This is a genomic window from Oceanospirillum multiglobuliferum, from assembly GCF_900167095.1.
Lineage (GTDB): Bacteria > Pseudomonadota > Gammaproteobacteria > Pseudomonadales > Halomonadaceae > Oceanospirillum > Oceanospirillum multiglobuliferum.
In genome coordinates this window covers 132563-158139 of record NZ_FUXG01000005.1, presented here as the reverse complement: position 1 = coordinate 158139, position 25577 = coordinate 132563, and the positions used below count along the sequence as shown (strand labels likewise).

Annotated in this window: 25 protein-coding genes; 11 read left to right on the top strand and 14 right to left on the bottom strand. The window is 44.8% G+C overall.

What is annotated here, in order from left to right; all coding sequences use genetic code 11:
- Positions 1 to 72 precede the first annotated feature (72 nt).
- Positions 73 to 807, bottom strand: a complete 735-nt coding sequence (locus B5D26_RS05500) for an EAL domain-containing protein (protein WP_078744721.1) — start codon at positions 805 to 807, stop codon at positions 73 to 75.
- 232 nt (positions 808 to 1039) lie between these two features.
- Positions 1040 to 1657: a bifunctional phosphoserine phosphatase/homoserine phosphotransferase ThrH gene (gene thrH, locus B5D26_RS05495; RefSeq protein ID WP_078744720.1), complete on the bottom strand. Its 618-nt coding sequence runs from the start codon at positions 1655 to 1657 to the stop codon at positions 1040 to 1042.
- Positions 1658 to 1988: 331 nt separating this feature from the next.
- Here thrH and B5D26_RS05490 point away from each other — a divergent pair, with 331 nt between their 5' ends.
- Entirely contained in the window at positions 1989 to 2720 is a 732-nt protein-coding gene (locus tag B5D26_RS05490) for a phosphoadenylyl-sulfate reductase (RefSeq protein ID WP_078744719.1), read from the top strand.
- A gap of 76 nt (positions 2721 to 2796) precedes the next feature.
- Here the strand turns inward: B5D26_RS05490 and cysB are convergent, their stop codons facing one another.
- Positions 2797 to 3774, bottom strand: coding sequence for an HTH-type transcriptional regulator CysB (gene cysB / locus B5D26_RS05485; RefSeq protein WP_078744718.1), 978 nt, complete (start codon positions 3772 to 3774; stop codon positions 2797 to 2799).
- 147 nt (positions 3775 to 3921) lie between these two features.
- Here cysB and B5D26_RS05480 point away from each other — a divergent pair, with 147 nt between their 5' ends.
- Positions 3922 to 4704: a sulfite exporter TauE/SafE family protein gene (locus B5D26_RS05480; RefSeq protein ID WP_078744717.1), complete on the top strand. Its 783-nt coding sequence runs from the start codon at positions 3922 to 3924 to the stop codon at positions 4702 to 4704.
- 124 nt (positions 4705 to 4828) lie between these two features.
- Here B5D26_RS05480 and B5D26_RS05475 read toward each other — a convergent pair whose 3' ends face one another.
- Positions 4829 to 5983, bottom strand: a complete 1155-nt coding sequence (locus B5D26_RS05475; RefSeq protein WP_078744716.1) for an iron-containing alcohol dehydrogenase — start codon at positions 5981 to 5983, stop codon at positions 4829 to 4831.
- Positions 5984 to 6484: 501 nt separating this feature from the next.
- Here B5D26_RS05475 and B5D26_RS05470 point away from each other — a divergent pair.
- Complete coding sequence (locus tag B5D26_RS05470; RefSeq protein ID WP_078744715.1) at positions 6485 to 6892, top strand: Rap1a/Tai family immunity protein; 408 nt, start codon at positions 6485 to 6487, stop codon at positions 6890 to 6892.
- A 76-nt stretch (positions 6893 to 6968) separates the two neighbouring features.
- On the opposite strand, the gene B5D26_RS05465 is transcribed toward B5D26_RS05470, so the two are convergent.
- Both B5D26_RS05465 and B5D26_RS05460 read right to left on the bottom strand, forming a co-directional pair.
- Positions 6969 to 7772, bottom strand: a complete 804-nt coding sequence (locus B5D26_RS05465) for a hypothetical protein (RefSeq protein ID WP_078744714.1) — start codon at positions 7770 to 7772, stop codon at positions 6969 to 6971.
- Between the two features lie 96 nt (positions 7773 to 7868).
- Positions 7869 to 8798 carry a LysR family transcriptional regulator gene (locus B5D26_RS05460; RefSeq protein WP_078744713.1) on the bottom strand — a complete coding sequence of 310 codons (930 nt, stop codon included), beginning with the start codon at positions 8796 to 8798 and terminating at the stop codon, positions 7869 to 7871.
- A gap of 123 nt (positions 8799 to 8921) precedes the next feature.
- Here B5D26_RS05460 and B5D26_RS05455 point away from each other — a divergent pair, with 123 nt between their 5' ends.
- The 3 genes from B5D26_RS05455 to B5D26_RS05445 all read left to right on the top strand — a co-directional run bounded on the left by B5D26_RS05455 (position 8922) and on the right by B5D26_RS05445 (position 11007).
- Entirely contained in the window at positions 8922 to 9527 is a 606-nt protein-coding gene (locus tag B5D26_RS05455; RefSeq protein WP_078744712.1) for an FMN-dependent NADH-azoreductase, read from the top strand.
- Positions 9528 to 9665: 138 nt separating this feature from the next.
- Positions 9666 to 10640, top strand: a complete 975-nt coding sequence (locus B5D26_RS05450; protein WP_078744711.1) for a zinc transporter ZntB — start codon at positions 9666 to 9668, stop codon at positions 10638 to 10640.
- A 79-nt stretch (positions 10641 to 10719) separates the two neighbouring features.
- Complete coding sequence (locus B5D26_RS05445; RefSeq protein WP_078744710.1) at positions 10720 to 11007, top strand: peptidylprolyl isomerase; 288 nt, start codon at positions 10720 to 10722, stop codon at positions 11005 to 11007.
- A gap of 18 nt (positions 11008 to 11025) precedes the next feature.
- On the opposite strand, the gene B5D26_RS05440 is transcribed toward B5D26_RS05445, so the two are convergent.
- Together B5D26_RS05440 and nhaD are read right to left on the bottom strand one after the other, a co-directional pair.
- Complete coding sequence (locus B5D26_RS05440) at positions 11026 to 12633, bottom strand: ATP-binding protein (protein ID WP_234985195.1); 1608 nt, start codon at positions 12631 to 12633, stop codon at positions 11026 to 11028.
- Positions 12634 to 12726: 93 nt separating this feature from the next.
- A complete protein-coding gene (gene nhaD / locus B5D26_RS05435) occupies positions 12727 to 13977 on the bottom strand; it encodes a sodium:proton antiporter NhaD (RefSeq protein ID WP_078744709.1) in 1251 nt (416 codons plus the stop codon).
- Between the two features lie 268 nt (positions 13978 to 14245).
- Here nhaD and B5D26_RS05430 point away from each other — a divergent pair, with 268 nt between their 5' ends.
- From B5D26_RS05430 to B5D26_RS05420, 3 genes are all read left to right on the top strand, one after another.
- Positions 14246 to 15715, top strand: coding sequence for a protein adenylyltransferase SelO (locus B5D26_RS05430; RefSeq protein ID WP_078744708.1), 1470 nt, complete (start codon positions 14246 to 14248; stop codon positions 15713 to 15715).
- 156 nt (positions 15716 to 15871) lie between these two features.
- On the top strand, positions 15872 to 17146 hold the full coding sequence (locus B5D26_RS05425) for an ATP-binding protein (protein WP_078744707.1): 1275 nt from the start codon (positions 15872 to 15874) through the stop codon (positions 17144 to 17146).
- Positions 17147 to 17178: 32 nt separating this feature from the next.
- Positions 17179 to 17721, top strand: a complete 543-nt coding sequence (locus B5D26_RS05420; RefSeq protein ID WP_078744706.1) for a response regulator transcription factor — start codon at positions 17179 to 17181, stop codon at positions 17719 to 17721.
- A gap of 51 nt (positions 17722 to 17772) precedes the next feature.
- Here B5D26_RS05420 and B5D26_RS05415 read toward each other — a convergent pair whose 3' ends face one another.
- The 5 genes from B5D26_RS05415 to purM all read right to left on the bottom strand — a co-directional run bounded on the left by B5D26_RS05415 (position 17773) and on the right by purM (position 21937).
- Positions 17773 to 18432, bottom strand: coding sequence for a carbonic anhydrase (locus B5D26_RS05415; protein ID WP_078744705.1), 660 nt, complete (start codon positions 18430 to 18432; stop codon positions 17773 to 17775).
- Positions 18433 to 18614: 182 nt separating this feature from the next.
- Positions 18615 to 19193, bottom strand: coding sequence for a TMEM165/GDT1 family protein (locus B5D26_RS05410; RefSeq protein ID WP_078744704.1), 579 nt, complete (start codon positions 19191 to 19193; stop codon positions 18615 to 18617).
- 287 nt (positions 19194 to 19480) lie between these two features.
- Positions 19481 to 20215: a DUF3108 domain-containing protein gene (locus tag B5D26_RS05405; protein WP_078744703.1), complete on the bottom strand. Its 735-nt coding sequence runs from the start codon at positions 20213 to 20215 to the stop codon at positions 19481 to 19483.
- 22 nt (positions 20216 to 20237) lie between these two features.
- On the bottom strand, positions 20238 to 20882 hold the full coding sequence (gene purN / locus B5D26_RS05400; protein WP_078744702.1) for a phosphoribosylglycinamide formyltransferase: 645 nt from the start codon (positions 20880 to 20882) through the stop codon (positions 20238 to 20240).
- A gap of 2 nt (positions 20883 to 20884) precedes the next feature.
- Entirely contained in the window at positions 20885 to 21937 is a 1053-nt protein-coding gene (purM, locus tag B5D26_RS05395) for a phosphoribosylformylglycinamidine cyclo-ligase (protein WP_078744701.1), read from the bottom strand.
- Positions 21938 to 22213: 276 nt separating this feature from the next.
- Between purM and B5D26_RS05390 the strand changes: the two genes are divergently transcribed.
- Both B5D26_RS05390 and B5D26_RS05385 read left to right on the top strand, forming a co-directional pair.
- On the top strand, positions 22214 to 23299 hold the full coding sequence (locus B5D26_RS05390) for a DUF2066 domain-containing protein (RefSeq protein WP_078744700.1): 1086 nt from the start codon (positions 22214 to 22216) through the stop codon (positions 23297 to 23299).
- 35 nt (positions 23300 to 23334) lie between these two features.
- Positions 23335 to 24381, top strand: a complete 1047-nt coding sequence (locus tag B5D26_RS05385) for an AI-2E family transporter (RefSeq protein ID WP_078744699.1) — start codon at positions 23335 to 23337, stop codon at positions 24379 to 24381.
- Between the two features lie 65 nt (positions 24382 to 24446).
- Here the strand turns inward: B5D26_RS05385 and B5D26_RS05380 are convergent, their stop codons facing one another.
- Entirely contained in the window at positions 24447 to 25568 is a 1122-nt protein-coding gene (locus tag B5D26_RS05380; protein WP_078744698.1) for an alpha-hydroxy acid oxidase, read from the bottom strand.
- Positions 25569 to 25577: the final 9 nt, after the last annotated feature.

Sequence of the window (25577 nt, the reverse complement as noted above, 5' to 3'; positions counted from 1 at the left end):
TTTCATTCCAGCAGGGCAAAGCATGTTAGTAGCATGTTTTGCCCAATAAACTTCTGTCAGTTAAACCTGTACTCAATGACGCTCTAATCTGAATAATTCTCGATATAAAAAGCCTTGAACATAATCCACTCCCAAATGCTGAGCAAAGCGCAAATCGGCTTCGTTTTCGACCCCTTCCAAGATCAGTTTTTTACCACTAGCTCGTGCAAAGTTACAAAGTGCATGTAGTAGGTGCTCGTGGTTATCTTTACGCTTGTTTTTAATCCATGAGCGATCAAGCTTGAGGTAGTCAACACTGAGCAGAACATCAAAAGAGAGCATGCTGTTAGGCGCACCGATGTCATCAAGGGCAATTTTTAAGCCATGATCCCGATAAGCTTTGCCCATGCCGCTGCTGTATAGCGCATCACTGGCATCTGTGTTTTCAATAATCTCGACCACAAGATGTGATTTTCCTTTGAGTAACTCTAATAAAGGATTACGTTCATCGCCGCCAAAAAGTGCAAAGGCGTGAGGGTCAATGTTTAGGAATAAGTTATCCCCCACAGGCGCAGAGGTGAGCTGTAGCCATTTCATCTGATATTCCATATTGAACAGGCTCATCTCATCAGCATGTAGCGCTTCAAAAACTAAGTCTGGACGCAGGGCATCACCACTACTTTCATAAAAACGTGCCAAGCCCTCCCATGCGGCAATCTCTCCACTTTTCATCTCAATAATCGGCTGATACTCAACACCAAAACGACGGTTTTGGATTAAGTCATACAGCGTGAAGTTATCGATGCTGCTGAAAGTTTCTTTAAGCATAATAGGAAAACCCTACAAATAAGAACCATTATCATCCTATACTGAAAGCATAACCTTTACAATTCAATTGAGAAATATTTTCATTTACATAAATTAAGTTAAACGATACAAGTGCGCTAAAAGAACTGTGATCACGGGCTTTAGCTGGAGGCAGGTTTTGAAAGCAAGAAAGGTGCTATAAGGAAAAGCCCCAGCAAAGAGCACTGGGGCGCAAGTAGACAGAATTACACTGTTACTTTGTCAGATTACGGTTACTGGCTTTTAAGAACTGATCTTTCAGATCTTCATAAGTGTGTACCGCTGGGAACTGAGGGAACTCTGCAATCACATTGTCTGGCGCATGGAACAGAATACCAGCTTCGGCTTGCGTCAGCATGGTGGTGTCGTTGTAAGAATCACCCGCTGCAATCACGCGGTAGTTTAACAACTGGAATGCACGTACCGATTGACGCTTAGGATCACGCTGGCGCAGTGTGTAATCCGTAATACGGCCTTCTTCATCCACTTCAAGCTTATGACATAGCAGCGTTGGATAGCCTAACTGCTTCATCAACGGGGCTGCGAATTCGTAAAAAGTGTCAGACAGAATCACTAACTGGAAACGCTCGCGCAGCCACTCAACAAACTCTTTTGCACCTTCTAGTGGCTCTAGTTCAGCAATCACAGCTTGAATATCAGGCAGTTTCAGGCCGTTCTCATCCAAAATGCGTAAGCGTTGTTTCATCAACACATCGTAATCAGGTACATCACGGGTGGTTGCTTTTAACGCGTCGATGCCCGTTTTCTCTGCAAACGCGATCCAAATTTCAGGGATTAAAACACCTTCAAGGTCAAGACATGCCAGTTCCACGGTATTGTCCTTATATTTTTTAGTTAGGGTATGTTTTTCAGTGTTAGGTATTTTTCTTAACACTGAATAGGATGCGCGATAGCGTATCATATATAGCGCATAAATTAGAGCAGTAAGCGATGCACAAGACTAGAGCATAAGTGGTAGATAGCCTGTATATGGTTTGCCTTTTTCAAGCGAGGTACTCGAATAGGTATATTCATAGAAGTACTTTTTATTTATTTTTCTTCTAAGCAACTGATAACTTATAGCCAAAATCTAATAACACTCGGGTTTGGGGGGCTTAAATCACCCTCACCTGACTATAAAGACTGTGATAACGGATACCCATATGAGCACATTTAACGCCAACCAGTTTGCGCTGGAGTTTGACACTGAGTCACCTAAGAAAATCATCGAACAAGCTCTGGCACAATTTGACAATATCGCCATTTCATTCAGCGGTGCTGAAGATGTTATTTTGATAGAGCTGGCCTGCAAAGTGATCAAAGACCGCAGCAAACTGCAAGTGTTCTCTTTAGATACTGGGCGCTTACACCCTGAGACTTATCGTTTTATTGACAAAGTAAACAAACACTATGGCATTCAAATTGATGTGGTTTCACCTGAGCATCAAGCCTTAGAAGCTTTTGTGAAAGAGAAAGGTTTGTTCAGTTTTTATGAAGATGGACACCAAGGCTGCTGTGGTGTGCGTAAAGTTGCACCTCTTCGTCGTAAACTAGGTACTTTAGATGCTTGGATTACAGGCCAGCGTAAAGATCAAAGCCCTGGCACTCGTAACCAAGTACCTGTTGCTGAGAACGATCAGGCTTTTGGCACCGCAGAGAGTCCATTGGTGAAATTTAATCCACTGGCGAATTGGAGCTCTGAACGGGTTTGGGAGTTTATCCGTATGTTTGATGTGCCCTACAATGAGCTACATGAGAAAGGCTTTACCAGTATCGGTTGCGAGCCTTGCACACGCCCTGTGCTACCTAACCAACATGAGCGAGAAGGTCGCTGGTGGTGGGAAGAGGCGACGCACAAAGAGTGTGGCTTACATGCGGGCAATCTGCAAAAGTAAACACCGCTGTCGTAAGTTACAAAAAGGCCAGCTCATCTGCTGGCCTTTTCTCGTTCTGAGTGATTGCTTAACGGTTTTAGTGTACGGGTAGTTCAATATCTGCAAATAGCGCTTCAACATCTGACTTTGCGCTGCAAGCTAACGCTTGATCAATCAAATCACGGGTCATGTGAGGCGCAAAGCGGGTAACGAACTCATACATATAGCCACGCATAAAGGTGCCGCGACGTATGCCTATTTTGGTGGTACTAGACTGGAACAAGTGGCTAGCATCTACAGCAACTAAGTCATCGTCCATCTCTTCGTCATAAGCCATGCGCGCCACAATACCGACGCCCATACCCATGCGCACATAGGTTTTAATCACATCAGAATCTGCCGCGGTAAACACCACTTTCGGCTTTAAACCTTCAGCACTGAAGGCATCATCCAACTTTGAGCGTCCAGTAAAACCAAACACGTAGGTCACAATGGGATGCTCAGCCACTTGCGCTAAAGTAATCGGGCCTTTAATTTGCGCTAAAGGGTGATTCTTAGGCACAACAATACAGCGATTCCAGCGGTAGCAGGGCAGCATCACCAGATCACTAAATAACTCCATTGCTTCAGTCGCGATAGCAAAATCTGCTGCGCCTTCAGACACCATTTCAGCAATTTGCATCGGTGTGCCTTGCTTCATATGTAAAGCAACATCAGGGTATTTTGTAATAAAGTCACGTACCACAGAAGGCAGTGCATAACGCGCCTGTGTGTGGGTAGTGGCTAAGGTTAAGCTACCTTTTTTATTATCACTGTATTCTTGTGCGACCTGTTTTATATTATCGACCGTACGCAAAATTTTGCCTGCCAGTTCAAGCACTTCTTGGCCTGCGGGCGTTACTCGCGTGAGATGCTTGCCACTACGCGCAAAAATCTCAACTCCAAGCTCATCTTCTAATAAACGAATCTGTTTACTGATACCCGGCTGAGAGGTGTAAAGGCTTTGAGCCGTTGCAGACACATTCAGATCGTGGTGTGCAACTTCCCAGATATAACGCAGCTGCTGTAACTTCATTACGCCTTTCCTTTAGAAAACTTTAACTTTTTAAGAATATTATGCCATAAAAATATAAGCAAACATTACTTTTAAGAATATGCCAGACAAGATAGATTAGCCCGCACATCCATTTTCAGATTGTGTTTTTTCATTTTACGGGGCTCTATGGATTTCTTACTTTATGTCTTATCGGGCGCTGCCGTTGGTCTTGCTGTTGGCTTAACAGGTGTTGGCGGCGGCTCGCTAATGACTCCATTGTTGCTGCTTTTTGGTTTTCCGCCTCATATTGCCATTGGTACTGACCTGCTTTATGCCTCGATCACCAAGGCAGGTGGTGTGATTGCACACCAAAAGCAAAAGACCGTTGACTGGAAAATCACTGGGGCATTAGCCCTAGGCAGCTTACCTGTTTCTGCCGTAACTGTATGGCTACTGGCTAATTACTTTCCGTCACCTGAAAGCTATGCAGACCTGCTTACACACAGTTTAGGCGTAATGTTGATGCTGACTGCGGGTGTTTTGCTGTTAAAAAGTCGAATTCGTAAAATTCACGACACAACAGATGGCCCACTACGCCAGTTTGTAAATCAACACCGCTATCGCTTTACCATTGTGATGGGCATGCTGTTGGGCTTCTGCGTAACCATATCGTCGGTTGGTGCAGGTGCCTTTGGCGCGGCTATCTTATTGACCCTATTTCCAGCTTTAAGTGCCATTCGCATTATTGGTACTGATTTGGCACATGCTGTACCACTAACGCTGGTTGCAGGTTTGGGTCATATGATACTAGGTAACGTAGATTACGCCCTGTTGGGTGCGCTGCTGGTAGGCTCATTACCCGCCATTCATGTGGGCACCAAACTGAGCAGCCGCTTACCCAATAAAGTGTTGCAACCGCTGCTATCAAGTATGCTGCTGGGTCTGGGGATTAAATACGCATTTTTCTAAGCCATATCTGTAGATAAAGCTAAACAGATCAAGCTTAAATGCCCATGCAGGAACCCTGCATGGGCATTTTTATTGTGGTAGGACAGATCATTATCGCCCTGCCATATCAGTACGATGCTAAATGCTATAAACAACGTTTCAAAATAGCGGCACTGACCTCAGGGGTAATGTCGCCATGTTCGCCCAACGCAGTCATTTTATGTTCGCTGAGTGCTGCAATCATCGCCGGTATATCTTGCTCTGTTACGCCATAATCGCTTAAACGTGTCGCAATACCTAGGCTCTCAAAAAAGGCACGGGTTTCATCAATGGCGCGGTCGATACGGTCGCTTTCTGTGCCGCTGCTGATATTCCAAACCTCTTTAGCATACTGCAATAATTTCTCATGCTTTTGCTCACGTTTCTCAGCCATAACCGCAGGCAAAATAACCGCTAAGGTTTGCCCGTGATCTAAACCGTGCAAGGCTGTCAACTCATGGCCGATAAAGTGTGTCGCCCAATCTTGTGGCACACCAGAACCGATTAAACCATTAAGTGCCATCGTTGCCGATAGCATTACATTGGCACGCACGGTGTAGTTTTTAGGCTCAGATAACGCTTTAGGGCCATTATCAACTAAGGTACGTAGAATGCCCTCTGCAAAGCGATCCTGTAGGTCTGCACCGACAGGATAAGTAAGATATTGCTCTACAGTGTGAACATAAGCGTCCACAATGCCGTTAGCGACCTGTTTTGCAGGCAGGGAGTAAGTCAAAGTAGGGTCAAGCACAGCAAACTTAGGGAAGAGCTGACGACCATAGAATGCCAACTTCTCTTGGGTTTCGTAGTTGGTCATGACGCCGTTGGGATTACTTTCGGAACCGGTGGCAGGTAGTGTGAGCACAACAGCCAAAGGCAGTGCCGCTCGAATTCTAGCCCCCTCTGATAAAATTGACCAAGGATCACCGTCAAAGCAAGCCGCAGCGGCAATAAATTTCGTGGCATCAGCAACAGAGCCACCGCCTACGGCCAGTAGATATTCAACCCCTTCGGCTTTAATCTGTTCAACCGCTTTTAGCGCCGTGTGAAAGCTAGGGTTAGGTTCAATGCCTGAAAACTCAGACCATTGATGCCCCTCAAGTGCAGCGCTAATCTGCTCATAAACACCGTTGCGCTTAATGCTACCGCCGCCGTAAATCACCAGTACCTTTTTATCTTTTGGAATTTCATTGGCGATTTTTGCGATCTGCCCTTCACCAAAAATCAACTTTGTTGGATTTTGAAAACTAAAGTTATCCATTGCTTTTGCCTTATTGTTTTATAGATGCTTCGATTGAACACATCAAAATCAAATGTTGTTCACAATATTTCAATAGGTGTGATTTTAACACTTATTGCAGCTTTAAATCGCCTCTAACATCTATTGCAAGATGGCACCACGTTCACAACAAAATTTAAAATAATCTTTTAAATTCAAATAGATAGAGATCAAAAAATCTTATCCACAGATTCCGTGAACAATTCTGTGAATAATTTATGAATAGCCCTTAACAACTGAGCAGCCATCAGGCTTTGCGGCCATTTGAGTTAAATTGCACAACAATTCACCAGTGATAATTGCAGTACATATCCAGTAATCGGGGCACGTCATCAAACTGACCTGAATTGATACATAAAGTGCCACCGTTTTGCCTTCGAACAGTCAAAAATACAGACTATCTTTACTTTGGCAATGATCTCGCATTTGCAGCAATTTCATTTATCCGGCACTTAATACCACCGCAAGGAATGAGGTTCAATTATGATTGGGTCGACACTGAAAAAAATCGGAATATTGCTAAGCCTAAGTCTTGCGATGCAGTCTACAACTTACGCAGGCTTTGCCGACATCAAACACCAGCCACTCAGTCAACAGAAACGTGATGCCAGTTTATCTACTCTGCAACTACTACAACAATGTAAGCCGTTATTAGAGGGCAGCCAATCACTGATGGGGGCCTTTCAATCAGGGCAGTGCAGCAGCTATATTTTGGGCATCTATGACCTTGTGGCTGAGCACTGTACGGTTGTCAGCACCGATCGTAACCAAGTGGTACTTGCTACCTTAAAATACTTGGAAGAACTCAACCCAAAACCCCAATCTGCTGTGCGCGCCATTGATCACTATCTGATGCAACAAACACAATGTTTACCCGTTGCTTCTCGATAAAATGCTAGATATTACCCATAAAAAAGGTTGGCCTGTTAAAGCCAACCTTTTTAGGTTGATCAGAGATCAGCAGTGGCTATTCTTCAATCGGTAAATCACCAAAAGTACGGTAGGTACGCTTAAAGCCAGGAACTAAACTTAAGCCTGCATCTGCAATAAGCTTGTCTGAGCCATTTAACAGTGCACGCTTGAGCTGATAAAGCGCAGCCTGCTCTTCTGCAACCGCTTGTTTTAGTTCAACTAAACGATCATCACTAAAGCCAAATAGCGCTTGGTCAAACTCCGCTCGGCTCACATGGCGGCGAATGTTTTCCCAACGAGGCCAAACTTCTGCCCAGTTTTTCTGAATGGTTTTAATCTCTGCTTTAGTGAACTGATCACTTTTGCGGTTTTGTATGGTTTTTACAATGTTTTCCATATACCGATGATAGGCATTTAGCTCATCAACATAGTAATCAATACCATTGCGCTCACGTAGGCCATGCAAAGTGATTCTAACCGTTTCCAGTGCTTCATGCGCTTTTCTTAATTTGCCTTCTTGCACATCAACGAAAGCCTCGCTGACTTTATTGGTCGCAATATCCATAAAGTATTGCCACTCAGGGTCTGTGCTATGAATAGCAAACGCACCAGAGAATTTAACCCACTCTTGAGAAAAGTCTGACATGGCATCTTTTGCTGCAGCTTGATTTTGCTGGCTGGTAGCAATCAACGCTGGAATGTACTGTCGATCCATCTCAATAGTGGCTTTTAGCAAACCATTCTCTTGCGCCGCAAATGCAGTACCTGCAAACAAAGCGGCTGTCAGTGTTGTCGCCTGAACGATGCGGCCTGCACCTGAGCTTTTATTGAGAAAAGCTCCTGAACGTCGTTGTGACATGGTTTGCTCCTTATATTCATATTTTCAATATTATAGCTGAGGCCATAACCTATGGATATGTACAACAGACCATAAGAGAAATAGTTCTGTGTTTTATCACAGTTTAATCCCCATTTGTCCAAGTGCTTGCTGACATTCAGTTGTTTGACCTTCAGATTTTAAGATTTCATACAAACGCTGCCCACCGGGGCCTAGATGATCTGGATTAGGGATGACTAAAAACACAGCCCCTGTTCGATTAGAGTAACGCTGTACACTGAGCTCAACCAATAGACCTTGTGACAACTCGTTTAGCACCTCATGACGAGGCAACCAGCAGAAGCCTAACCCTAGCTTTAAAATTTGCTTGGCACGTTCAAAGCTATCAACCGTCCAGCGTTGCTCTGATTTTAGCCAGCCTCTGGATTCATCAGGCTTCAGGCCATTGTCCTTTATCACCACTTGCATTTGATTAATCAAAGCTTGCTGACTGATAGGCTGTTCTAATTGCGCCAACTGATGGCTATGATGCACGACCAACACAAACTCTATTTGGCAAAGTGTTTCTCCGATATAGCCTTTAGGCAACATACCTGCAATAACCAAGTCAGCGGTTTTGTTCAGAATATGGTCTTGTCCGCCCGTTAAAACCGAATCCATGATACGAATACGAGTGCCGCGACTTTCCGGATAAAACTTCGCAAGTGCACGAAATAGCAGCTCCCGTGGATAGATCACCTCAACTGCAATTTTCAGCTCTGGCTCCCAGCCCATATCAAAGTTTTCGGCGAGCACTTCTAGTGCTTCTGCGGTATCGGTTAACAAGCGTGAGCGCCTTAACAGCGCCTCGCCTGCGGAGGTTAAAAAAGCCTTTCGGCCTTTAACTTCCAGCAGCGTTACACCTAGTTGGTGCTCTAATTTTTTGACCGCATGATTGAGCGATGACTGACTACGATGAAGGACTTCTGCTGCGTGAAAATAGCCACCGTGATCAACAACTGCTTGCAGAATTCGCCATTGCTCTAAAGTTGTTTTGTGCCCTGCCATGATGACTCCAAACCCAAACAATTCTAATTTATCGAAAATATAGCGCGTTTTTTTGCAATATTCTTTCTTTTTTATCTATATAAAATGCACTTAAACCTTAGCTATCTTTCAGGAACTGATATTATGCCAACCTTATTAGTAATTCATTCTAGCCCTAAAAGCAGTGCGTCTATTACCCGTCAATTGACCGCAGAGCTTGTGACTAAATGGCAGCAAGCCAATCCTACTGGTCAAATTGTTGAGCGCGATGTGGGGTTGAATCCACCACCTCATATCAGTGAAGAGACCATCAATGCGTTTTATACTCCGGCAGATCAACGCACGGATGAGCAAAAACAGGCTTTAGCGTTGTCAGACGAGTTTATTGCCGAACTACGCCAAGCAGATGCCGTGATTATTGGCACGCCTATGCACAACTTCAGCGTTACATCTGGCCTAAAAACTTGGATTGATCATGTCGCACGAGTCGGTGAAACCTTTCAATACACTAGTACAGGGCCAAAGGGCTTACTGACAGACCGCCCCGTTTATGTTGTGGGTGCAAGTGGTGGCGACTATCGCGCACATACGCCTATTGCCTTCTTAAACCATCAAGACAACTACCTAAAGGTGGTACTCAACTTTGTTGGCATTCAAGATATTCACCTGATTCAAGCCGCTGGTGTTGCGCGTGGTGAGGAGGCTCTAACCGAAGCCCGAGCACAAATAGAGTTACTATTACCCGCATAAGGTCAGGACACTATTTTCTAGGTTCGTTAAGCGTAAAACAGCGTAAATCACGCTGTTTTACTCTAAACTCTATGTCATCAGTGAGCAGACTTTATCTATCGACATAGGGGCTATAGCCCAGCTTAGGGAATTATCGTTATGGCTATTCAATCTGGTTTAGTACAAGCTTTTTTATTAGATCGTCAAGGATCTGGACAAAGCTTAAATGCTGAGCAAATCAGCGAGTGGCAATCTCATCAAGGTTTACTTTGGGTGCATGTTGATTACACCGATGAAGAGGCTGTGCGCTGGTTAACAGAAGAGGCAAGCTTAGACCCCGTAGTCGTTGAAGCCCTCACCGTGACCGATACTCGCCCACGTTGCACACCTTTTGGCCAAAACTTATTGCTCGTGTTACGCGGCGTAAACCTTAACCCCGGTGCAGAACCCGATGATATGGTCTCCATTCGGCTTTGGGTTGAACAGAACCGTATTATCAGCACTCGCAAACGCCAACTCGCGTCAATACAAGATATGGTCTCTGCAATTAAGCAGCAGCAAGCCCCAATGAACAGCGGTGAATTTGTGGTAGATCTAGCAGATCATCTGACTTGGCGCATGAGTGACACCATTGAAAACTATGACGAAACTTTGGCCAACTTAGAAGATCGCATTTTAAGTAATGATCACAGCGATATCAAAACAGAGCTGTCATCGTTACGGCGACAAATCATTACACTGCACCGCTACCTTGCCCCTCAGCGTGACGCACTGGCTCGTCTGCAAACTGAAAAGCAATACTGGTTGGATGAAGGGCAACGCTTACGGCTTAGAGAGGTAACAGATCGAATGATTCGTTATCTAGAAGATATTGATGCCATGCGCGAACGCGCCATTGTGATACAAGAGGAGCTACAAAGTCAGCTCTCTGAAAAGGGTAACCAGCGGGTTTATCTGCTTTCTATTATTACCGCAGTGTTTTTGCCTTTAGGTTTAGTTACGGGTCTACTCGGTATCAACGTAGGTGGTATGCCCGGTGCAGACAACCCTGACGCTTTTTTGTATGTCAGCGTAGGTTTATTTATCACAGGTATAATTTTAACCCTGCTGTTACGCCGTAAGAACTGGCTGTAAACCTCACAAGTGACAACAGTTGCAACAATAGATCGGGCGCTATATTGTGGCGCTCTTTTTGCCAACTCAGGAGACAACTATGGCGACCCCTACCGCGTGTGCACGACACATTTTGGTTAAAACCCGCGAAGAAGCTGAGCGCATCAAGAAGCGTATCGCCATTGGTGGTGATTTTGGCAAACTGGCGAAGCAGTTTTCTATCTGCCCATCTGGCAAGAAAGGTGGCGATTTAGGCGAGTTCCGTAAAGGTATGATGGTAAAACAGTTCGACACTGTCGTATTCACCAAACCTGTATTGACCGTGCATGGCCCAATTCAGACTAAGTTTGGCTATCACCTGATAGAAACTATTTACCGCAATGATTGAAAGTTAAAGCACACGCCTCTAAGAGTGCTTTTGCAACTGCTTGGGAATGTAAACACTGGCACGAGTGCCTTGTGCCAGTGGTGTAAAAACAATCTGGCCCTGCAACCGCTGTAAAGCTTGGGACACCAAGTGCAAACCGTAACCGTGTTTGTCTCCGCCTTTGCTGCTCACACCTTTTTCTAGCAAGTGACTGGCTAAATTAGGGTCAATACCTTTGCCCTCATCCTCAACTTCAAAAATCAAGTCATTACCAATATCGGTCATACTTAAGCGAATCAATTTACGCTGAACGGCTATATTGGCATCCATTGCGTTGTCGATCAGATTAGCCACGATGGTGACTAACAGCTCTCGGGGTAAGGTTTCGGGAAGATCAGCCATTTCGCTTTCGGGGTCAACCTCAAGTAACAAACCCAGCTCTCGGGCACGGTTATACTTACCCAAAATACAGCCCGATAATATTGGGTCTGGCACCGCATCAATTAACAGGTGTAGCAAAGTTTGGTGGTCTTGAGTTTCCTGAACAATTAACTCGATGGCCTGATCAGATGCTCCAATTTGAATTAACCCTGCGATAGTGTGTAACTTGTTAGAATATTCATGAGCTTGGCTGCGTAGAGTATCGGCATAGGCCTGCATTTTACTCAGCTGATCTGCTAGCTGGTCAAGCTCATCTTTGCGCCTAAAACTCGATACTGCGCCAATCACTTTCCCATCTTGTAGTAAGGGAATACGGTTGACAATAACACGGTGCCCTCCAATTAAGTCTTCCTTGTCTAAGGCGGGCTGGCCTGTCTGTAACACCGTTAATAGCTCGCTATTAGGGTGAATTTCTTGCATGTTTTTACCAATAATTGAATCGCTATTGGTCAAGCTGAAAATATCAAGTGCGGCATGATTGCAGGTGGTGATAATGCCTGATTGGTTGATCGCAATGATACCTTCCCGCACTGATTGAATAGTGGCATTACGTTCCTGAAAAAGACGAGCGATCTGTTGTGGCTCAAAGCCAAAAATGGCGCGCTTGAAGTAGTCGCTGATCAATACTGCCAGCACTAGGCTAACTAGAAGTGCCAACAGAGCCAGCCACCATAACTCTTTTTGATAGTTGTCAATTTTGGCTTGCACTTGATCAAGTAAAAAGCCGACTGAAACAATACCCACAATTTGTGGTTTGCCATCAATCTCTTGTGTCCCATAGACAGGCACCTTACCACGAATCGAAGGCCCTAAGCTGCCAACGGCTTTAGAGATATACTCCTCCCCAGCAAGTGCGCGACTATTGTCACCCCCTACCATTTTATGCCCAATACGATCAGGTATTGGGTGAGCATAGCGAATCTCTTGAGTATCGCCAATCACGATAAAGCGAGCACCTGATTCGACACGCAATTGATCTGCAAGTGGCTGTAAAATACGGCTGTCTTTTTGCTCTAAACCCGCACGCACCTGAGGTAACACCGCTACAACCCGTGCCACACTCAGTGCTTGCTGGCCAATTTGATCTTCTAAATTCAGCGCCATTGCTTTAATCGCAATGGCGCCAATACTTAGAGTCATTGCAGTGGCAAATAATCCTAAAATCAACAACATACGAGCTTGAAGCCCGAAATTGATGCGTCGCATTTTTTGCCTCACTGCTTAACTAAAATACAGAGTTTAGCCTGACAGCAATATTAAACTAGTACTTAGCTTCGACTATAGGTTGAACTACACAGATCAAAACAGCAGATGCCCCATAAAGTAAGTACCAGCATAACCAACGCTGTAAGCCACCAACAACGGTAGAATAAACCTCACATAACGACCAAAGGTGAGTTCACTTAGCTTACTCATCATCACGATACCCGCTGCCGAACCAATGATCAGCAGCGAGCCCCCAACGCCCACAGCATAGGTTAAGCCCATCCACTCTGGAGTGTCCATGTGAATGCCAGACTTCAACACCGCTGCGGTTAAAGGTACGTTATCAATACCTGCAGATAGAATACCCATCAGATAGTTGGCCAGAACAGGTGGCATCATGTCGTATAGACTGACGATAGAGTGCAGCACACCAATCTCTTTTAACATGCCAACAAGCAGCAAAATACCTAAGAAGAAGAGTAAGGTTTCAAACTCAATGACGCGTACATAATCCAAAATTGGATCATCGTCATCATCATTGAAGAAACGCGCAATCAAGAACATCAGCGACATACCAGCCAAGAAAGTCAGCATTGGCGGTATATGGAACAATGCATTAAATGCAATAGTTAATAAAATGGTGCATAAGAAAACGGCACCAATAAACAGGTCAACCTTGCGAATAGGCGTCATCTGTTTATTGATCACAACTTCGCCTTTTAAACCGAAAGATAAGATCAGTGTTAAGACCAAGACACCACAAAGTGCAGGCAGAGATAAGTACAACAGTTGCAATACTCCGACATGCCCAGACAAGAAGATCATCAGGGTAGTAACATCACCCGTGATCAATGCCACACCGCCTGAGTTCACCGCAAACACCACTAACGCCGCGAAGCGAAGCGTCTTTTTGGTTTCCAAATTCAGCGACAGAATCAATGCCGACGACACTAAAGTCGCGGTGATATTGTCAGCGATGGAGGAGAATACAAAGCAGAAAATACCCGTCAAAAATAGCAGCATAGGCTCTGATATTCGACTGGGTAAAAATAGGTAGATCAGGTTTTGAATTAGACCTTTTTTGTTTAGGTAAGCAACAAATGTCATGGCCGCTACTAAGAACAGCCAGAGTTGAGCAATTTCAGAAATACTTTCTGACAATCCCTCTTCAACTGTTAGTAGATGCGCCTCGTCAGGACTGAAGATAAACATAATCAACCAAGACACCGTACCCAAAAATAGGGTTACTTTGGCTTTGTTGACATGAATAACCTCTTCAAACACTACGCCTAATAGTGCCAATATGGCAAAGCCAATCAACACGACATGCAGTAATTCTGTCATTTTTTTATCTTCTAATCTTTATTATGTTTGGGGATACCACTTTTGTGCGGTGCGCAATTATAGAACCATCTCGACAAACAAGGTAATAGTGCTTGTAGGGTATTTTTGCAGAAATGCGACCTACTAGAGCATCAAGCGACGAGTAATGACTTAATTAGGGCTTCTTCAGTTTGAAGATCGCATAATGTAACAAAGAATGACATAGATCAAAGTCTTGGCTATAGTAATTCCTACTAGAATACTGCGATTAATTTTTTGAGCCACCTGTATGCCCCAAACTGCTGCTCCACTTCACCCTCTAAGCCATAGCGTGATCGAGAACAGTTATGCCCAACTACCCTCGCACTTTTACCAACAAGTGGCACCAACGCCTTTAGAGTCACCCTATCTCGTCAGCATTAATATTGAAGTGGCCAAACAGCTAGGCATCAACCCTTACTCTCTAGACCCAGAAGACTTGATTCAGATCTGCTCAGGCCAAGGTTTATTAGCGGGAGGCCAGCCTTTAGCAATGAAGTATGCAGGGCATCAGTTCGGTGTTTACAACCCTCAACTGGGTGATGGTAGAGGACTGTTGCTAGGTGAGTTGATCACACCGCAAGGACAGCGCTTTGACCTACATTTAAAAGGTGCAGGTAAAACAGCATTTTCTCGTTTTGGAGATGGGCGCGCAGTATTACGCTCCAGTATTCGAGAGTATCTTGCGGGAGCTGCATTAAAGGGCTTAAACATCCCTACAACACAGGCACTCTGTTTAGTGGGGTCTGCCTCCCAAGCTTATCGAGACGGCTTTAATGAGCCTTGTGCGACAATGTTACGCGTTACTGAATGCCATATTCGCTTTGGGCATTTTGAGCACCTGTATCATCGCCAGCAATTCGATGACCTTAAACTTTTAGCAGACTACTGCCTTAAACGCTATTTCCCAATGCTATTGAAGCGGGCAAACCCTTACTTGGACATGTTGCAAGAGGTGATCCGACGCAATGCCAGATTAGTGGCTCTGTGGCAAGCCTACGGCTTTGTTCATGGCGTAATGAATACCGACAATATGTCATTAATTGGCGAAACTTTTGATTACGGCCCCTTTATGTTTATGGATCAGTATCAACCAGAACAGGTCAGCAACCACTCTGACCATCAAGGTAGATATGCCTTTAAACGTCAACCCGAGGTTATGCTCTGGAATCTATACTGTTTAGCACAAAGTTTTGTACCACTTGTCGCCCAACATGGACTAGAGGCCAAAGCGCTGCTTGAACAAGCATTGACCGAGTTTGAACCTTGTTACCAAAGCCACTATTTACAGTTAATGCGCCAACGTTTGGGCTTACAGTTTGAGCAGACTGAAGACGAGCAGTTGATTGATGATTTATTAGTGTTATTGAAAAGCCAAAAAACAGACGGCACATTATTTTTCCGTCACCTAAGTGAGCAGCCCTCAACTGGTTTACACACCGGCCTAGGCGCAGTGGTTGAGCATCCTCAGGCTTTTACTTATTGGCTTAACCAATATCAAACGCGGCTGACACTGGAACAGGTTTCAGAGCAAGCCAGACAAACTCAAATGCAGCAAGTAAACCCTGTGTATATTCTGCGCAACTACATGGCTGAAGAGGCGATTAAAGCTGCACATCAAGGTGACTTTACCTTAGTTAACCAGCTGTTGGGCTTGTTGCGTAACCCCTTCCAAAAACAGAGCGATGATAACCAGTACGCAGAAGAAGCCCCAGATTGAGCCAGCGGTATCTGCTTGAGCTGTTCGTCATAACTGCGACATTCTGCTACAGGCAACCCTCTCCCGCTCAGCACCAATAACAGGCATAATATGCTAATTCCGACTATTACACTTGGCGATTGACGCACAAGTACTACCGCGAAATGATGCTATTTTATGCCGATTAGCCAACCCTTACCTTTGTCGACCCCCGGCCGCAATCTCGTACGCTTAACACTGATACGAGGCATTGCATGGTCTGGCTTTTTAGCCGCTATCATTATCGGTATTGAGCTACTGCAAATTCACCTGTTGGCGGTACAGCTAATTGTGATCACTATTGTGATGGCGGCACTGAACATGCTGACATGGTGGCGTTTACGTCAACCCTATGCGGTGACTGATGCTGAGTATTTGTTTCATCTGTTGGCTGACGTAATAGGCTTGGCGCTTTTTTTCTATTATTCAGGGGGCGCAAGCAACCCTTTTGTCTCCTACTTCCTAGTGCCACTGACAATTAGCGCGGCTACGCTGCCTTGGATTTACACTTGGATCATTGCTGCGGCAGTATTAAGTGCTTACACCTTTCTAATGCAGTTTTATATCTCTGTACCAGAGCTGAGCCATGCCAGTCATACTGGTATTAGCCTGCACTTACTGGGCATGTGGTTAAACTTTTTACTTTCAACAGGGCTAATCACCACTTTCGTTTTCAAAATGGCGCATACCCTACGGCATAGAGAGAAAATGCTTGGCGAAGTGCGTGAAAAACTGATGCGCGACGAACAAATCCTTGCTGTTGCCACTCAGGCCGCAGGCACTGCCCATGAGCTCGGTACACCTTTATCGACATTAGCGGTGATGCTGAAGGATCTATCACGGGAATATCCTGATGACCCTTTACTGCAAGAAGATTTAGCCTTGATGAGAGAACAGGTAGACCGCTGTAAAAGCAAGTTGCAGGAGCTGGTTAAGCAAGCCGATAAAGAGCAGCAATCGAAAGAAAATATTGTGCCTTTATGTGACTTCTTAAAACCTATTATCGACTACTGGAAGGTTCTGCGTCCTGATGTAAAGTACCAGTTGGACTGCACCATGCATCAACCCATGCCCTGTATTCGAGTTGATCAAACATTAGAGCAAGCTTTTCTAAACCTGCTTAACAATGCCGCAGACGCCAGCCCTGAGCGTGTAGATATTAAGCTTGATTGGCAACTTGATTATATGGTGTTAAAGATTAAAGACTATGGTGCAGGTATTGCACCAGAGGTTGCCGCTAAGCTTGGCGAGACTTTTATTTCCACAAAAGAAGAGGGCATGGGTATTGGTTTGTTTCTAACTCATGCCACTATTAATCGTTTTCAAGGAACAGTGAAATTGTACAGTCCAAAAGAGGGTGGAACCGTTACTGAGGTCAAATTACCGCTGTATCACTCAGTTCCCGTTGCATGACCCACACATACTGTTGATTAAGGAGTTTAAAAATGACGCGCAAAACACCCGATAACTTTCTGGTTGTAGATGATGATCCTGTTTTCACTCAGGTGTTAGCCCGCTCATTAACTCGTAGAGGTTTTAATGTGATCGTTGCAGAATCTGCTGAGGCGGCATTGCCTTTAGCGAAACGGCATCAACCCGTATTTGCAACTGTTGATTTAAAGATGGAAGGTGAAACAGGACTGATTTTTTTGCCAAAACTCTTAGAGGTTGTACCTGAGTGCAAAGTTGTGATTTTAACTGGCTATTCAAGCATTGCCACTGCGGTAGAGGCCATTAAGCTAGGCGCGATTAATTACCTTTGTAAGCCTGCCGATACAGACGAAATTCTAACAGCGCTGAATAAAGAGGAAGCCAACCCAGAACAGGGTATCGCAGAAAAGCCGATGAGTGTGAATCGGCTTACCTGGGAGCATATTCAAAAAGTGCTGACGGAAAATGACGGCAATATATCTGCCACTGCTCGACAGCTGGGTATGCACCGTAGAACTCTACAACGCAAGCTACAAAAACGTCCAGTGCGTGAGTGAGCGTTGAAAAGAAAAGCCCAGTGGAATAAATAAACACTGGGCTTGGGTATACTAGATAGACTCCGTATCTTTGAAGCCAGCTGGCAACCCTTCGAAGAAATCGACAACACCAGAGCTCAAATTGTACTCTGCCCCAACAATCAACATACCGTCTTGCTCAACCAGATGTTCTAATAATGCAGAGCCATGACGCAATTTATCAACAGAAGAGCGTACATTAGCTCTTACCGCCGCATGAGCAAGCTCACAGCCATGCAAACCAGCAGACAGCAGTGTTTCCACCGATGGACGCACTCGATCTACAATCGACTGAATACCTATAGAGGTTGATTTGCCAGGATTCTCAAGCTGATCAATGGTTGCATCAATCGCACCACAATGAGAGTGACCTAGCACAACTACTAAACGAGCGCCAAAGTGCTCCGCCGCAAATTCAATGCTGCCCACTTGTGAAGGTGCAACAATATTACCTGCGACCCGAATAACGAATAGATCACCAATGCCTTGGTCAAAAACCGTCTCTGCGGGTACACGAGAGTCAGAACAGCCTAAAATAACAGCACAAGGCCGCTGCCCATCTTCTGCTAATTCCGTACGACGCGTGTGGCTGAGCAGAGATTCCAGACTACGCACATCGGATGTGAAACGCTTATTGCCTGCCCTAAGGCGCTGTAGTGCTTCAATTGCTGTAATATTTTTATTTTCAGTCATACCTATTTCTCAGTAATTTAGCCCACGTATTAAGTGTTCTGTTGGCTAATAGAGTGCCACTGAAATGTTAACCATGATCAGTGGATAAACAATGTAGGCATAAGCCTTGGAAAAACCAAGGTAAATTTGCACTTTTTCTGTGCAGACTGATAAGTCAGTGCTGCACAGAAAGATGATAAACCTCAGCTAATGCTGATGTTCTGCCCTGAAATCAATACCCATGCACCTAGAATAATGAACACACTGCTAGCACCTAAACGAATCCATTTAAGCGGTAATTTGTCTACTGCAAAATGTCCAATCGCCACAACAGGTACATTGGCCAGCATCATCCCGATGGTTGTGCCCATGACCACCCAGAACAAACTGTCAAACTGGGCACCCAACACTACAGTTGCGATCTGTGTTTTATCACCAATCTCTGCAATAAAGAACAGAATTAAAGTCGCAACAAAAGCACCGTATTTTTCAAAGCTGCTTTCTTCATTGTCATCCAACTTATCTGGGATGAGAATCCATAAGCCCACTGCAATAAAAGAACCACCGACTAACCATGCCAACCACTCACCTTGTAGCCAGTCCGCTGCAACCGCGCCCAGCCAAGCCGCAACCGCATGATTGGCTAAAGTTGCCACTAAAATGCCCCAGATAATAGGCCAAGGCTTACGAAAGCGAGAGATTAATAAAAAAGAAAGGAGCTGCGTTTTATCACCAATTTCGGCGAGAGCAACTGAAAAAGTCGAAAAGAGTAAAGCTTCCACAGGGTTCTATCTTAGAGGCCGGAAAATTTGAACACTATGACACAAAACTCCATACCGGCCTCGGTTTAGAGTAATGCGTCACAGGTCTCGTTAGGCGCTAGCTCCTGAATATCACGAAGTGCAATATTGAAACTAGGCTGCCTGCACCATAGCTCATTGGGAGCTAACTATGTTGATACAGACCTCGTGAAGAGCAACTACTCCCCCGGACGGGCTGCATAATACCAGATGAAATAATTAGTGCTAGTCCTGAGTGCCTATCGTGCAGACTTAAATCTTTACAGGGTTTAAAATCCCTTCATTTGAATGCCATTAACTGTGGCACTGTGCAGCACTATAGGCTCCTCTTCATCGCGCTTTCTAACGGCTTCAACACGGACTAGCATATTATCCCAATCCTTTGCGAGCCAAATCAGGTGCTCAACATCTTTTTCTGAATGGCGCAGACTCTCAATCTTAATACTGTTCAGCTGCCCCATTGGCGTGTTTATTGTTTCTTCACCTATCACTCGAAAAGTGAAAGTTTTAACTTTGCCACCATCAGCTACCTCATACACAAAATCCTTTTGCTCAGGACTGGCCTGTAGGTCGTAGCGCAACTTAAGCTGATAGCTGAGTAAGTCTTGTGTACCTGGAAGGATATTCATCAGCCAAGGCTTGTTATCAATATCATTGGTGACTTGCATATTATCCCAATGAAAAATAACGCGCTGCTCTTTACTGTTGCCAAAAACACTTTGGTATCGACGATAAAGCAATGGCATTAAGTGGTTATCTTCACCCCAATTGAACGTACTGGTTTGCTGAATTTTAGCGAACCAGTTCTTGGCGTGAAAATCCAAAACCCATGTACCATCTGGTTTCTGAGATAAGCTGCGCTGGGCCTTAACATCAATGGACACACCTAAGTTATAGGTTGTGCGATATACCGCTTCAAAGGGACTTAAAGCTAAAGAAGATGCCAAAGCTGGTTTGTACCAGAGCATTAACAAAATAATGGGTAACAAACGAAGCTTTGGCATAAGCAGTTAATCCTGTCAGCGTTTAAACAGAAAGCTTGGGGATATTATTCGCAAGAGAAATACCATCCAAATAAGGTACACCACCTTTTAGTTGAATGCGTCCTTCCAGAACCCACTTTACTGCAATAGGGTAGATAAGGTGTTCTTGCTTAAGCACCTTTGCTGCAAGGCTTTCTGGTGTATCCTCTTTGTCTAACTCTACAGCGGCTTGTATAAATACAGGGCCACCATCAAGTTCCTCTGTCACAAAGTGAACACTGGCACCATGCTCTTTTTCACCGGCTTCAATCGCACGCTTATGAGTATGCAAACCTTGAAACTTAGGCAAAAGAGACGGATGAATATTCAGCAGACGCCCTTCAAAGTACTGTACAAATGCAGGGCTTAGAATACGCATAAAGCCAGCCAATACGACAAGATCAGGGTCATATTGGTTGATCAGGCGAATCATCGCCTGATCAAAGCTTTCACGGCTGCTAAAGTCTGTATGGCTGAGCACCTCAGTGGCAATACCTGCTTGTTTAGCTCGCTCAAGGCCATAAGCCTCGGCTTTGTTACTGATGACCGCGCGAATCTCGCCGGGGATTTCCTCAGCTTTGACGGCATCAATAATCGCTTGCAGATTACTACCGCTGCCAGAGATTAAAACAACGATGGAGCTGGTCATTATTACGCCTGAGCCTCAAGCTGCACTTGCTCTTCACCCTCAGCGGCAGTTGCAATATGACCAATCTGCCATGCACTTTCGCCTTCAGCATTTAGCAATGCAATAGCTTGCTCTGCTTTATCAGCGTCAACAGCAATGATCATACCTACACCACAGTTAAGGGTTCGGTACATTTCAGTTTCTGCAACATTACCGCCACGCTGAATCCAGTTGAACACCTCTGGACGTTTCCAGCTGCTTAAGTCAATGACCGCTTTCGCATTTTCAGGCAGCACACGTGGAATATTTTCCAGCAAACCACCACCTGTAATATGAGAGATAGCATGTACTTTGATCTGTTTAATCAGGTTAAGTACAGGCTTCACATAAATACGGGTAGGCGCCATCAAGGCCTCTGACAGAGGCTTACCATCAACCTCTGTGCTTAGATCAGCGTTGGTCACTTCGATAATTTTACGAATTAAAGAGTAACCATTTGAGTGTGGGCCACTTGATGCTAAACCGATCAAAGCTTGTCCTGCGGCAACAGTGCTGCCATCGATGATTTCGCTTTTCTCAACAACACCCGTACAGAAGCCTGCTAGATCGTAGTCTTCGCCTTCATACATGCCTGGCATCTCAGCGGTTTCACCACCAACCAGTGCCGCACCCGCTTGTAAGCAGCCTTCACCGATACCTGCAACAACATCCGCTGCGATATCAACATTTAGCTTACCTGTCGCGTAATAATCTAGGAAAAATAGTGGCTCAGCACCACAGACCACTAGATCGTTAACACACATCGCCACTAGGTCGATACCGATTGTGTCATGCTTTTTCAGATCCATTGCTAAGCGTAGCTTCGTACCTACACCATCGGTGCCTGATACCAGAACTGGCTGACGGTAGCCTTCTGGAATTTCGCACAGCGCGCCAAAGCCGCCCAGACCACCTAAAACTTCAGGGCGACGAGTACGTTTGGCTGTACCTTTAATGCGTTCAACCAGTGCATTGCCTGCGTCAATATCAACGCCCGCATCTTTATAACTAATAGATTTTTGAGTATCGGTGCTCATGGAGGATCCTGTGAAATAGCCTTAGGATAATCAGCGGCGGATTGTACCTTACCTATCCGCTAGGGTCACTTAGCTCTGCGTGAAAACAGTGCTGTTTCTTACGAATATTTGCATCAGCATGCTTTAACAAGTCTGTTTTATGCCCTTTTTATGGCCTGATGATAGATTAAGTGAAGCCTTGGGCTGTGATCTAATTGGGCATCAGTTAGAATGCTTTGGCTTTAACAGAGGTTAACCTGTTTTGATCTGTTTGATTTTGTTCGCTGGGAGAGTGTAATGGGGATCATAGTGCGGTCGATTATGACAATGTTGATGTTAATACTGTCAACAACTGCCCTTGCAGTGCAAGTACAAGGTTTATTTGATGTGCAACGTTTGGTGCCCGACCAGTCAGAAGAGACTCGTGCAGACGTTATAAAAGACGCTTTAGCAGAAATTGTAGTACGAACAACAGGGCACAGCACAAGCTTAGAAAATGAACAAGTTCAAAAAATCATTGCTACCGCCAACCGTTATTTAAGCCAGTTTTCTTATGCCGACAATCCCTTAGTTGGACTAGATGCAACGGCCAATGAAAATACAACGGAGCAAGCACCTCTAAAATATCGCTTAAATATGCGCTTTGATGAAAATAGCTTATTGCAGGCTTTAGGCCAGTCTCAACAACCTATATGGGGGAATAATAGACCTAGCACTCTGATCTGGCTGGCCATCGAGGGAAGCAATGGCCGCTTTATCGTTAATAGTGAAAACAATCCTCTGTTAAGTGACATTATTCAGACTCAAGCGACGCGTCGAGGCTTACCTGCAACTTTGCCATTAATAGATCTTGAGGATGAACAGCGTATCAGCGTCAGTGATATTTGGGGACAGTTCAGTGATCGCATTAAAGCAGCTTCACTACGCTATGCCTCAGATGCAACTATGACAGGGCGTGTTTATCGAGCCACTGCCGAACATTGGCATGCCCGTTGGGTACTACAAATCGGCAACCAACAGCTTATGACTGATTTAGAATCTGAGCAACTGCGCGATTTACTGGTACTCTCAATGGACTGGTTAGCAGAGTCATTAGCAAACAAATATGCGGTTACAGCCTCTACTTCAGGCCCTGACAGCTATAGATTCAAAGTACTGGGTATAGAGTCTATTGCTGATTATGCTCGTCTAAATGCTTACCTTGGCGGTCTACAAATTGTTGAATCTGTTGAAATACTAGAGTTCGACAAAGGTACGCTTCAATATCAAGTCAAAATCAAGGGAGCCGCTAGCCAATTTCTATCCGTATTAGCCCTAGAGTCTTACTTGCAAGCAGACCGAGCGGAACAGGTGATACCAACATTTTATTGGCGGCATCGCTAGTCTTTATAGTGAAGCAGTTTAAGAGGACGTAGCGTGTGATTACAGCAAGAAACTTACTGATCAGCCTAGGGCTATTGTGTTTAGTTTTACTTTATCTGCTTCAGCCCATTTTAATGCCTTTCTTGGTAGGCATGCTGCTGGCTTACTTGGGTGACCCTCTGGCAGATGCCATTGAATCAAAAGGCTTATCGAGACGCATTGCTGTAAGTATTGTGTTTCTAATCTTCAGTATTTTATTTTTAGGCTTAATATTATTTTTAATACCGTTACTGGGACGGCAGCTAGAAGTAATTCGTGAGATGCTACCTCTGCTGATTAAAGTGTTTAAAGAGCAGGCTCTACCAGTAATAGCACAGTATACAGGGCTAGAAATAGGGCAATTTGACTTTGAGACTATTCAAAAGGCATTAAGCGGACACCTTAAACAAGCAGGCTCTATCGCGAGCTTACTGATCAGAGAGATCAGTCAATCAGGCATGGCACTGGTTAGTTTTGTGGTAAATCTAGGGCTTATTCCTGTTGTAACCTTTTACATGCTTGTGGACTGGGACCACCTCAAAATTAAATTGCTCAACCTTTTCCCTAGAAAGTACCAAGCAAAAACTGAGCAAATGGCAATGGAGTGTGACGAAGTACTTTCAGCCTTTATAAAAGGGCAACTTTTAGTCATGCTGGCACTGAGTGTGATTTATGCCACGGGACTTTGGTTGGTCGGCTTAAAACTAGCGCTATTGGTCGGGTTACTGGCTGGACTTGCCAGTATAGTACCTTATTTAGGTGCTATCATCGGCATTGGAGCTGGACTGGCCGCAGGCTGGTTTCAGTTTACAGATTGGCTTCCATTAGTCTGGATATTATCGGTGTTCATCATAGGGCAACTATTGGAAAGCTTTGTACTCACACCTTTATTAGTCGGTGATAAAATCGGCCTACACCCTGTCACCGTAATCTTTGCCATCATGGCGGGGGGGCAATTATTTGGTTTTACGGGTGTGCTTATTGCACTACCTGTGGCTGCCGTAATTATGGTGCTACTCAGACATGTTCACGACTATTACAAAGATAGTGAGATGTATTCTTAGACCCAATGCCTATATTAGAGATCTTGAGCAGCACATACTTCAAACCTTAAAGATATTAACCTCAGTCAAAATTGTTTTCGTAGATATTGGGCATCTATTTGCTCGATAGATGAGCACCCTGCTAAGGCCATTGTTATTTCTAATTCATCTCTCAGCGTTCGTAGTAAATGGGCAATGCCGAGCTTGCCTGCAACACCTAATGCATATAACTGAGGTCGACCGATCATTACTGCATCAGCACCAAGTGCTAAAGCGGTGAATATATCCGTACCTCGTTCTATACCTCCATCAACCAGCAATGTGAAGTCTGCTTTATTCAGTGAGGCACGTAGTTCTGGCAACATTTCCAAAGCGGTAGGCAGTTGATCTAATGTTCGCCCTCCATGATTAGATATGACTGCGCCTTCAACACCGACATTCAATGCAATCCTTAAGTCATCAGAATGCAATATGCCTTTCAAAATAATGGGCAGCTTAGTTTGTGTTCGAAGCCACTCAATGTCGCGCCAAGTAGGAGCTTCGCTCATCATACCTTGAAATATCACACTTTGGTCGGGCGTGAACTCTGCTCTAGGCAGTGGCGGTCGGTCACGTAGATTCACAGCTTCAATTTCAGCAGGTAGTTGGAAACCAGCTCGCTGCGCTCGGTTACGCACACCATGCAACGGAGCATCGATAGTGACCATTAATGCTTGATATCCAGCTGCTTCAGCACGTCGTACTAACTGTAAGGTGAAGTCGCGATTTTGCTGCATATAAAGCTGAAACCAACGGGGAGACTCTAGTTTTTGAGCAACACTCTCTAATGATTGACTCGATAGCGTGCTAACCACCATACCCGTGTCTAGAAGTGATGCAGCCTCCGCAGTTGCAAGCTCTCCATCAGGGTGAACCAGTTGATGGAAAGCAACGGGGGCCAACAAAATAGGGTGTCTAAATGCTTGTCCACATAAATTAGTGGCCGTCGTTGCATCTGTGATATCACGTAGCACCCTAGGCAATATAGACCATTGTTGAAAGGCTAATCGATTACGCTGAAGCGTGATCTCATCAGCACCACCTCCAGTAATATATTCAAATACTGATTTAGGTAGATGTTTTTGTGCATAACGTTGATAGTCTGCAACTGAAACTAAATCTTGGGGTAAATGGCTCAGCGGTGGCGTTGGGTATAGCACTGTATTCATGACGTTCCC

Bases quoted from the DNA above. Each gene is read 5' to 3' on its own strand.
- B5D26_RS05390 (WP_078744700.1), top strand. From the start codon at position 22,214: ATGGGGATCATAGTGCGGTCGATTATGACAATGTTGATGTTAATACTG.
- B5D26_RS05425 (WP_078744707.1), top strand. From the start codon at position 15,872: ATGCCGATTAGCCAACCCTTACCTTTGTCGACCCCCGGCCGCAATCTC.
- B5D26_RS05420 (WP_078744706.1), top strand. From the start codon at position 17,179: ATGACGCGCAAAACACCCGATAACTTTCTGGTTGTAGATGATGATCCT.
- B5D26_RS05460 (WP_078744713.1), bottom strand. From the start codon at position 8,798: ATGGCAGGGCACAAAACAACTTTAGAGCAATGGCGAATTCTGCAAGCA.
- B5D26_RS05405 (WP_078744703.1), bottom strand. From the start codon at position 20,215: ATGCCAAAGCTTCGTTTGTTACCCATTATTTTGTTAATGCTCTGGTAC.
- purM (WP_078744701.1), bottom strand. From the start codon at position 21,937: ATGAGCACCGATACTCAAAAATCTATTAGTTATAAAGATGCGGGCGTT.
- B5D26_RS05430 (WP_078744708.1), top strand. From the start codon at position 14,246: ATGCCCCAAACTGCTGCTCCACTTCACCCTCTAAGCCATAGCGTGATC.
- B5D26_RS05500 (WP_078744721.1), bottom strand. From the start codon at position 807: ATGCTTAAAGAAACTTTCAGCAGCATCGATAACTTCACGCTGTATGAC.
- B5D26_RS05450 (WP_078744711.1), top strand. From the start codon at position 9,666: ATGGCTATTCAATCTGGTTTAGTACAAGCTTTTTTATTAGATCGTCAA.
- nhaD (WP_078744709.1), bottom strand. From the start codon at position 13,977: ATGACAGAATTACTGCATGTCGTGTTGATTGGCTTTGCCATATTGGCA.
- B5D26_RS05455 (WP_078744712.1), top strand. From the start codon at position 8,922: ATGCCAACCTTATTAGTAATTCATTCTAGCCCTAAAAGCAGTGCGTCT.
- B5D26_RS05465 (WP_078744714.1), bottom strand. From the start codon at position 7,772: ATGTCACAACGACGTTCAGGAGCTTTTCTCAATAAAAGCTCAGGTGCA.
- B5D26_RS05475 (WP_078744716.1), bottom strand. From the start codon at position 5,983: ATGGATAACTTTAGTTTTCAAAATCCAACAAAGTTGATTTTTGGTGAA.
- B5D26_RS05380 (WP_078744698.1), bottom strand. From the start codon at position 25,568: ATGAATACAGTGCTATACCCAACGCCACCGCTGAGCCATTTACCCCAA.
- B5D26_RS05440 (WP_234985195.1), bottom strand. From the start codon at position 12,633: ATGCGACGCATCAATTTCGGGCTTCAAGCTCGTATGTTGTTGATTTTA.
- B5D26_RS05470 (WP_078744715.1), top strand. From the start codon at position 6,485: ATGATTGGGTCGACACTGAAAAAAATCGGAATATTGCTAAGCCTAAGT.
- B5D26_RS05445 (WP_078744710.1), top strand. From the start codon at position 10,720: ATGGCGACCCCTACCGCGTGTGCACGACACATTTTGGTTAAAACCCGC.
- B5D26_RS05415 (WP_078744705.1), bottom strand. From the start codon at position 18,432: ATGACTGAAAATAAAAATATTACAGCAATTGAAGCACTACAGCGCCTT.
- purN (WP_078744702.1), bottom strand. From the start codon at position 20,882: ATGACCAGCTCCATCGTTGTTTTAATCTCTGGCAGCGGTAGTAATCTG.
- B5D26_RS05490 (WP_078744719.1), top strand. From the start codon at position 1,989: ATGAGCACATTTAACGCCAACCAGTTTGCGCTGGAGTTTGACACTGAG.
- B5D26_RS05480 (WP_078744717.1), top strand. From the start codon at position 3,922: ATGGATTTCTTACTTTATGTCTTATCGGGCGCTGCCGTTGGTCTTGCT.
- cysB (WP_078744718.1), bottom strand. From the start codon at position 3,774: ATGAAGTTACAGCAGCTGCGTTATATCTGGGAAGTTGCACACCACGAT.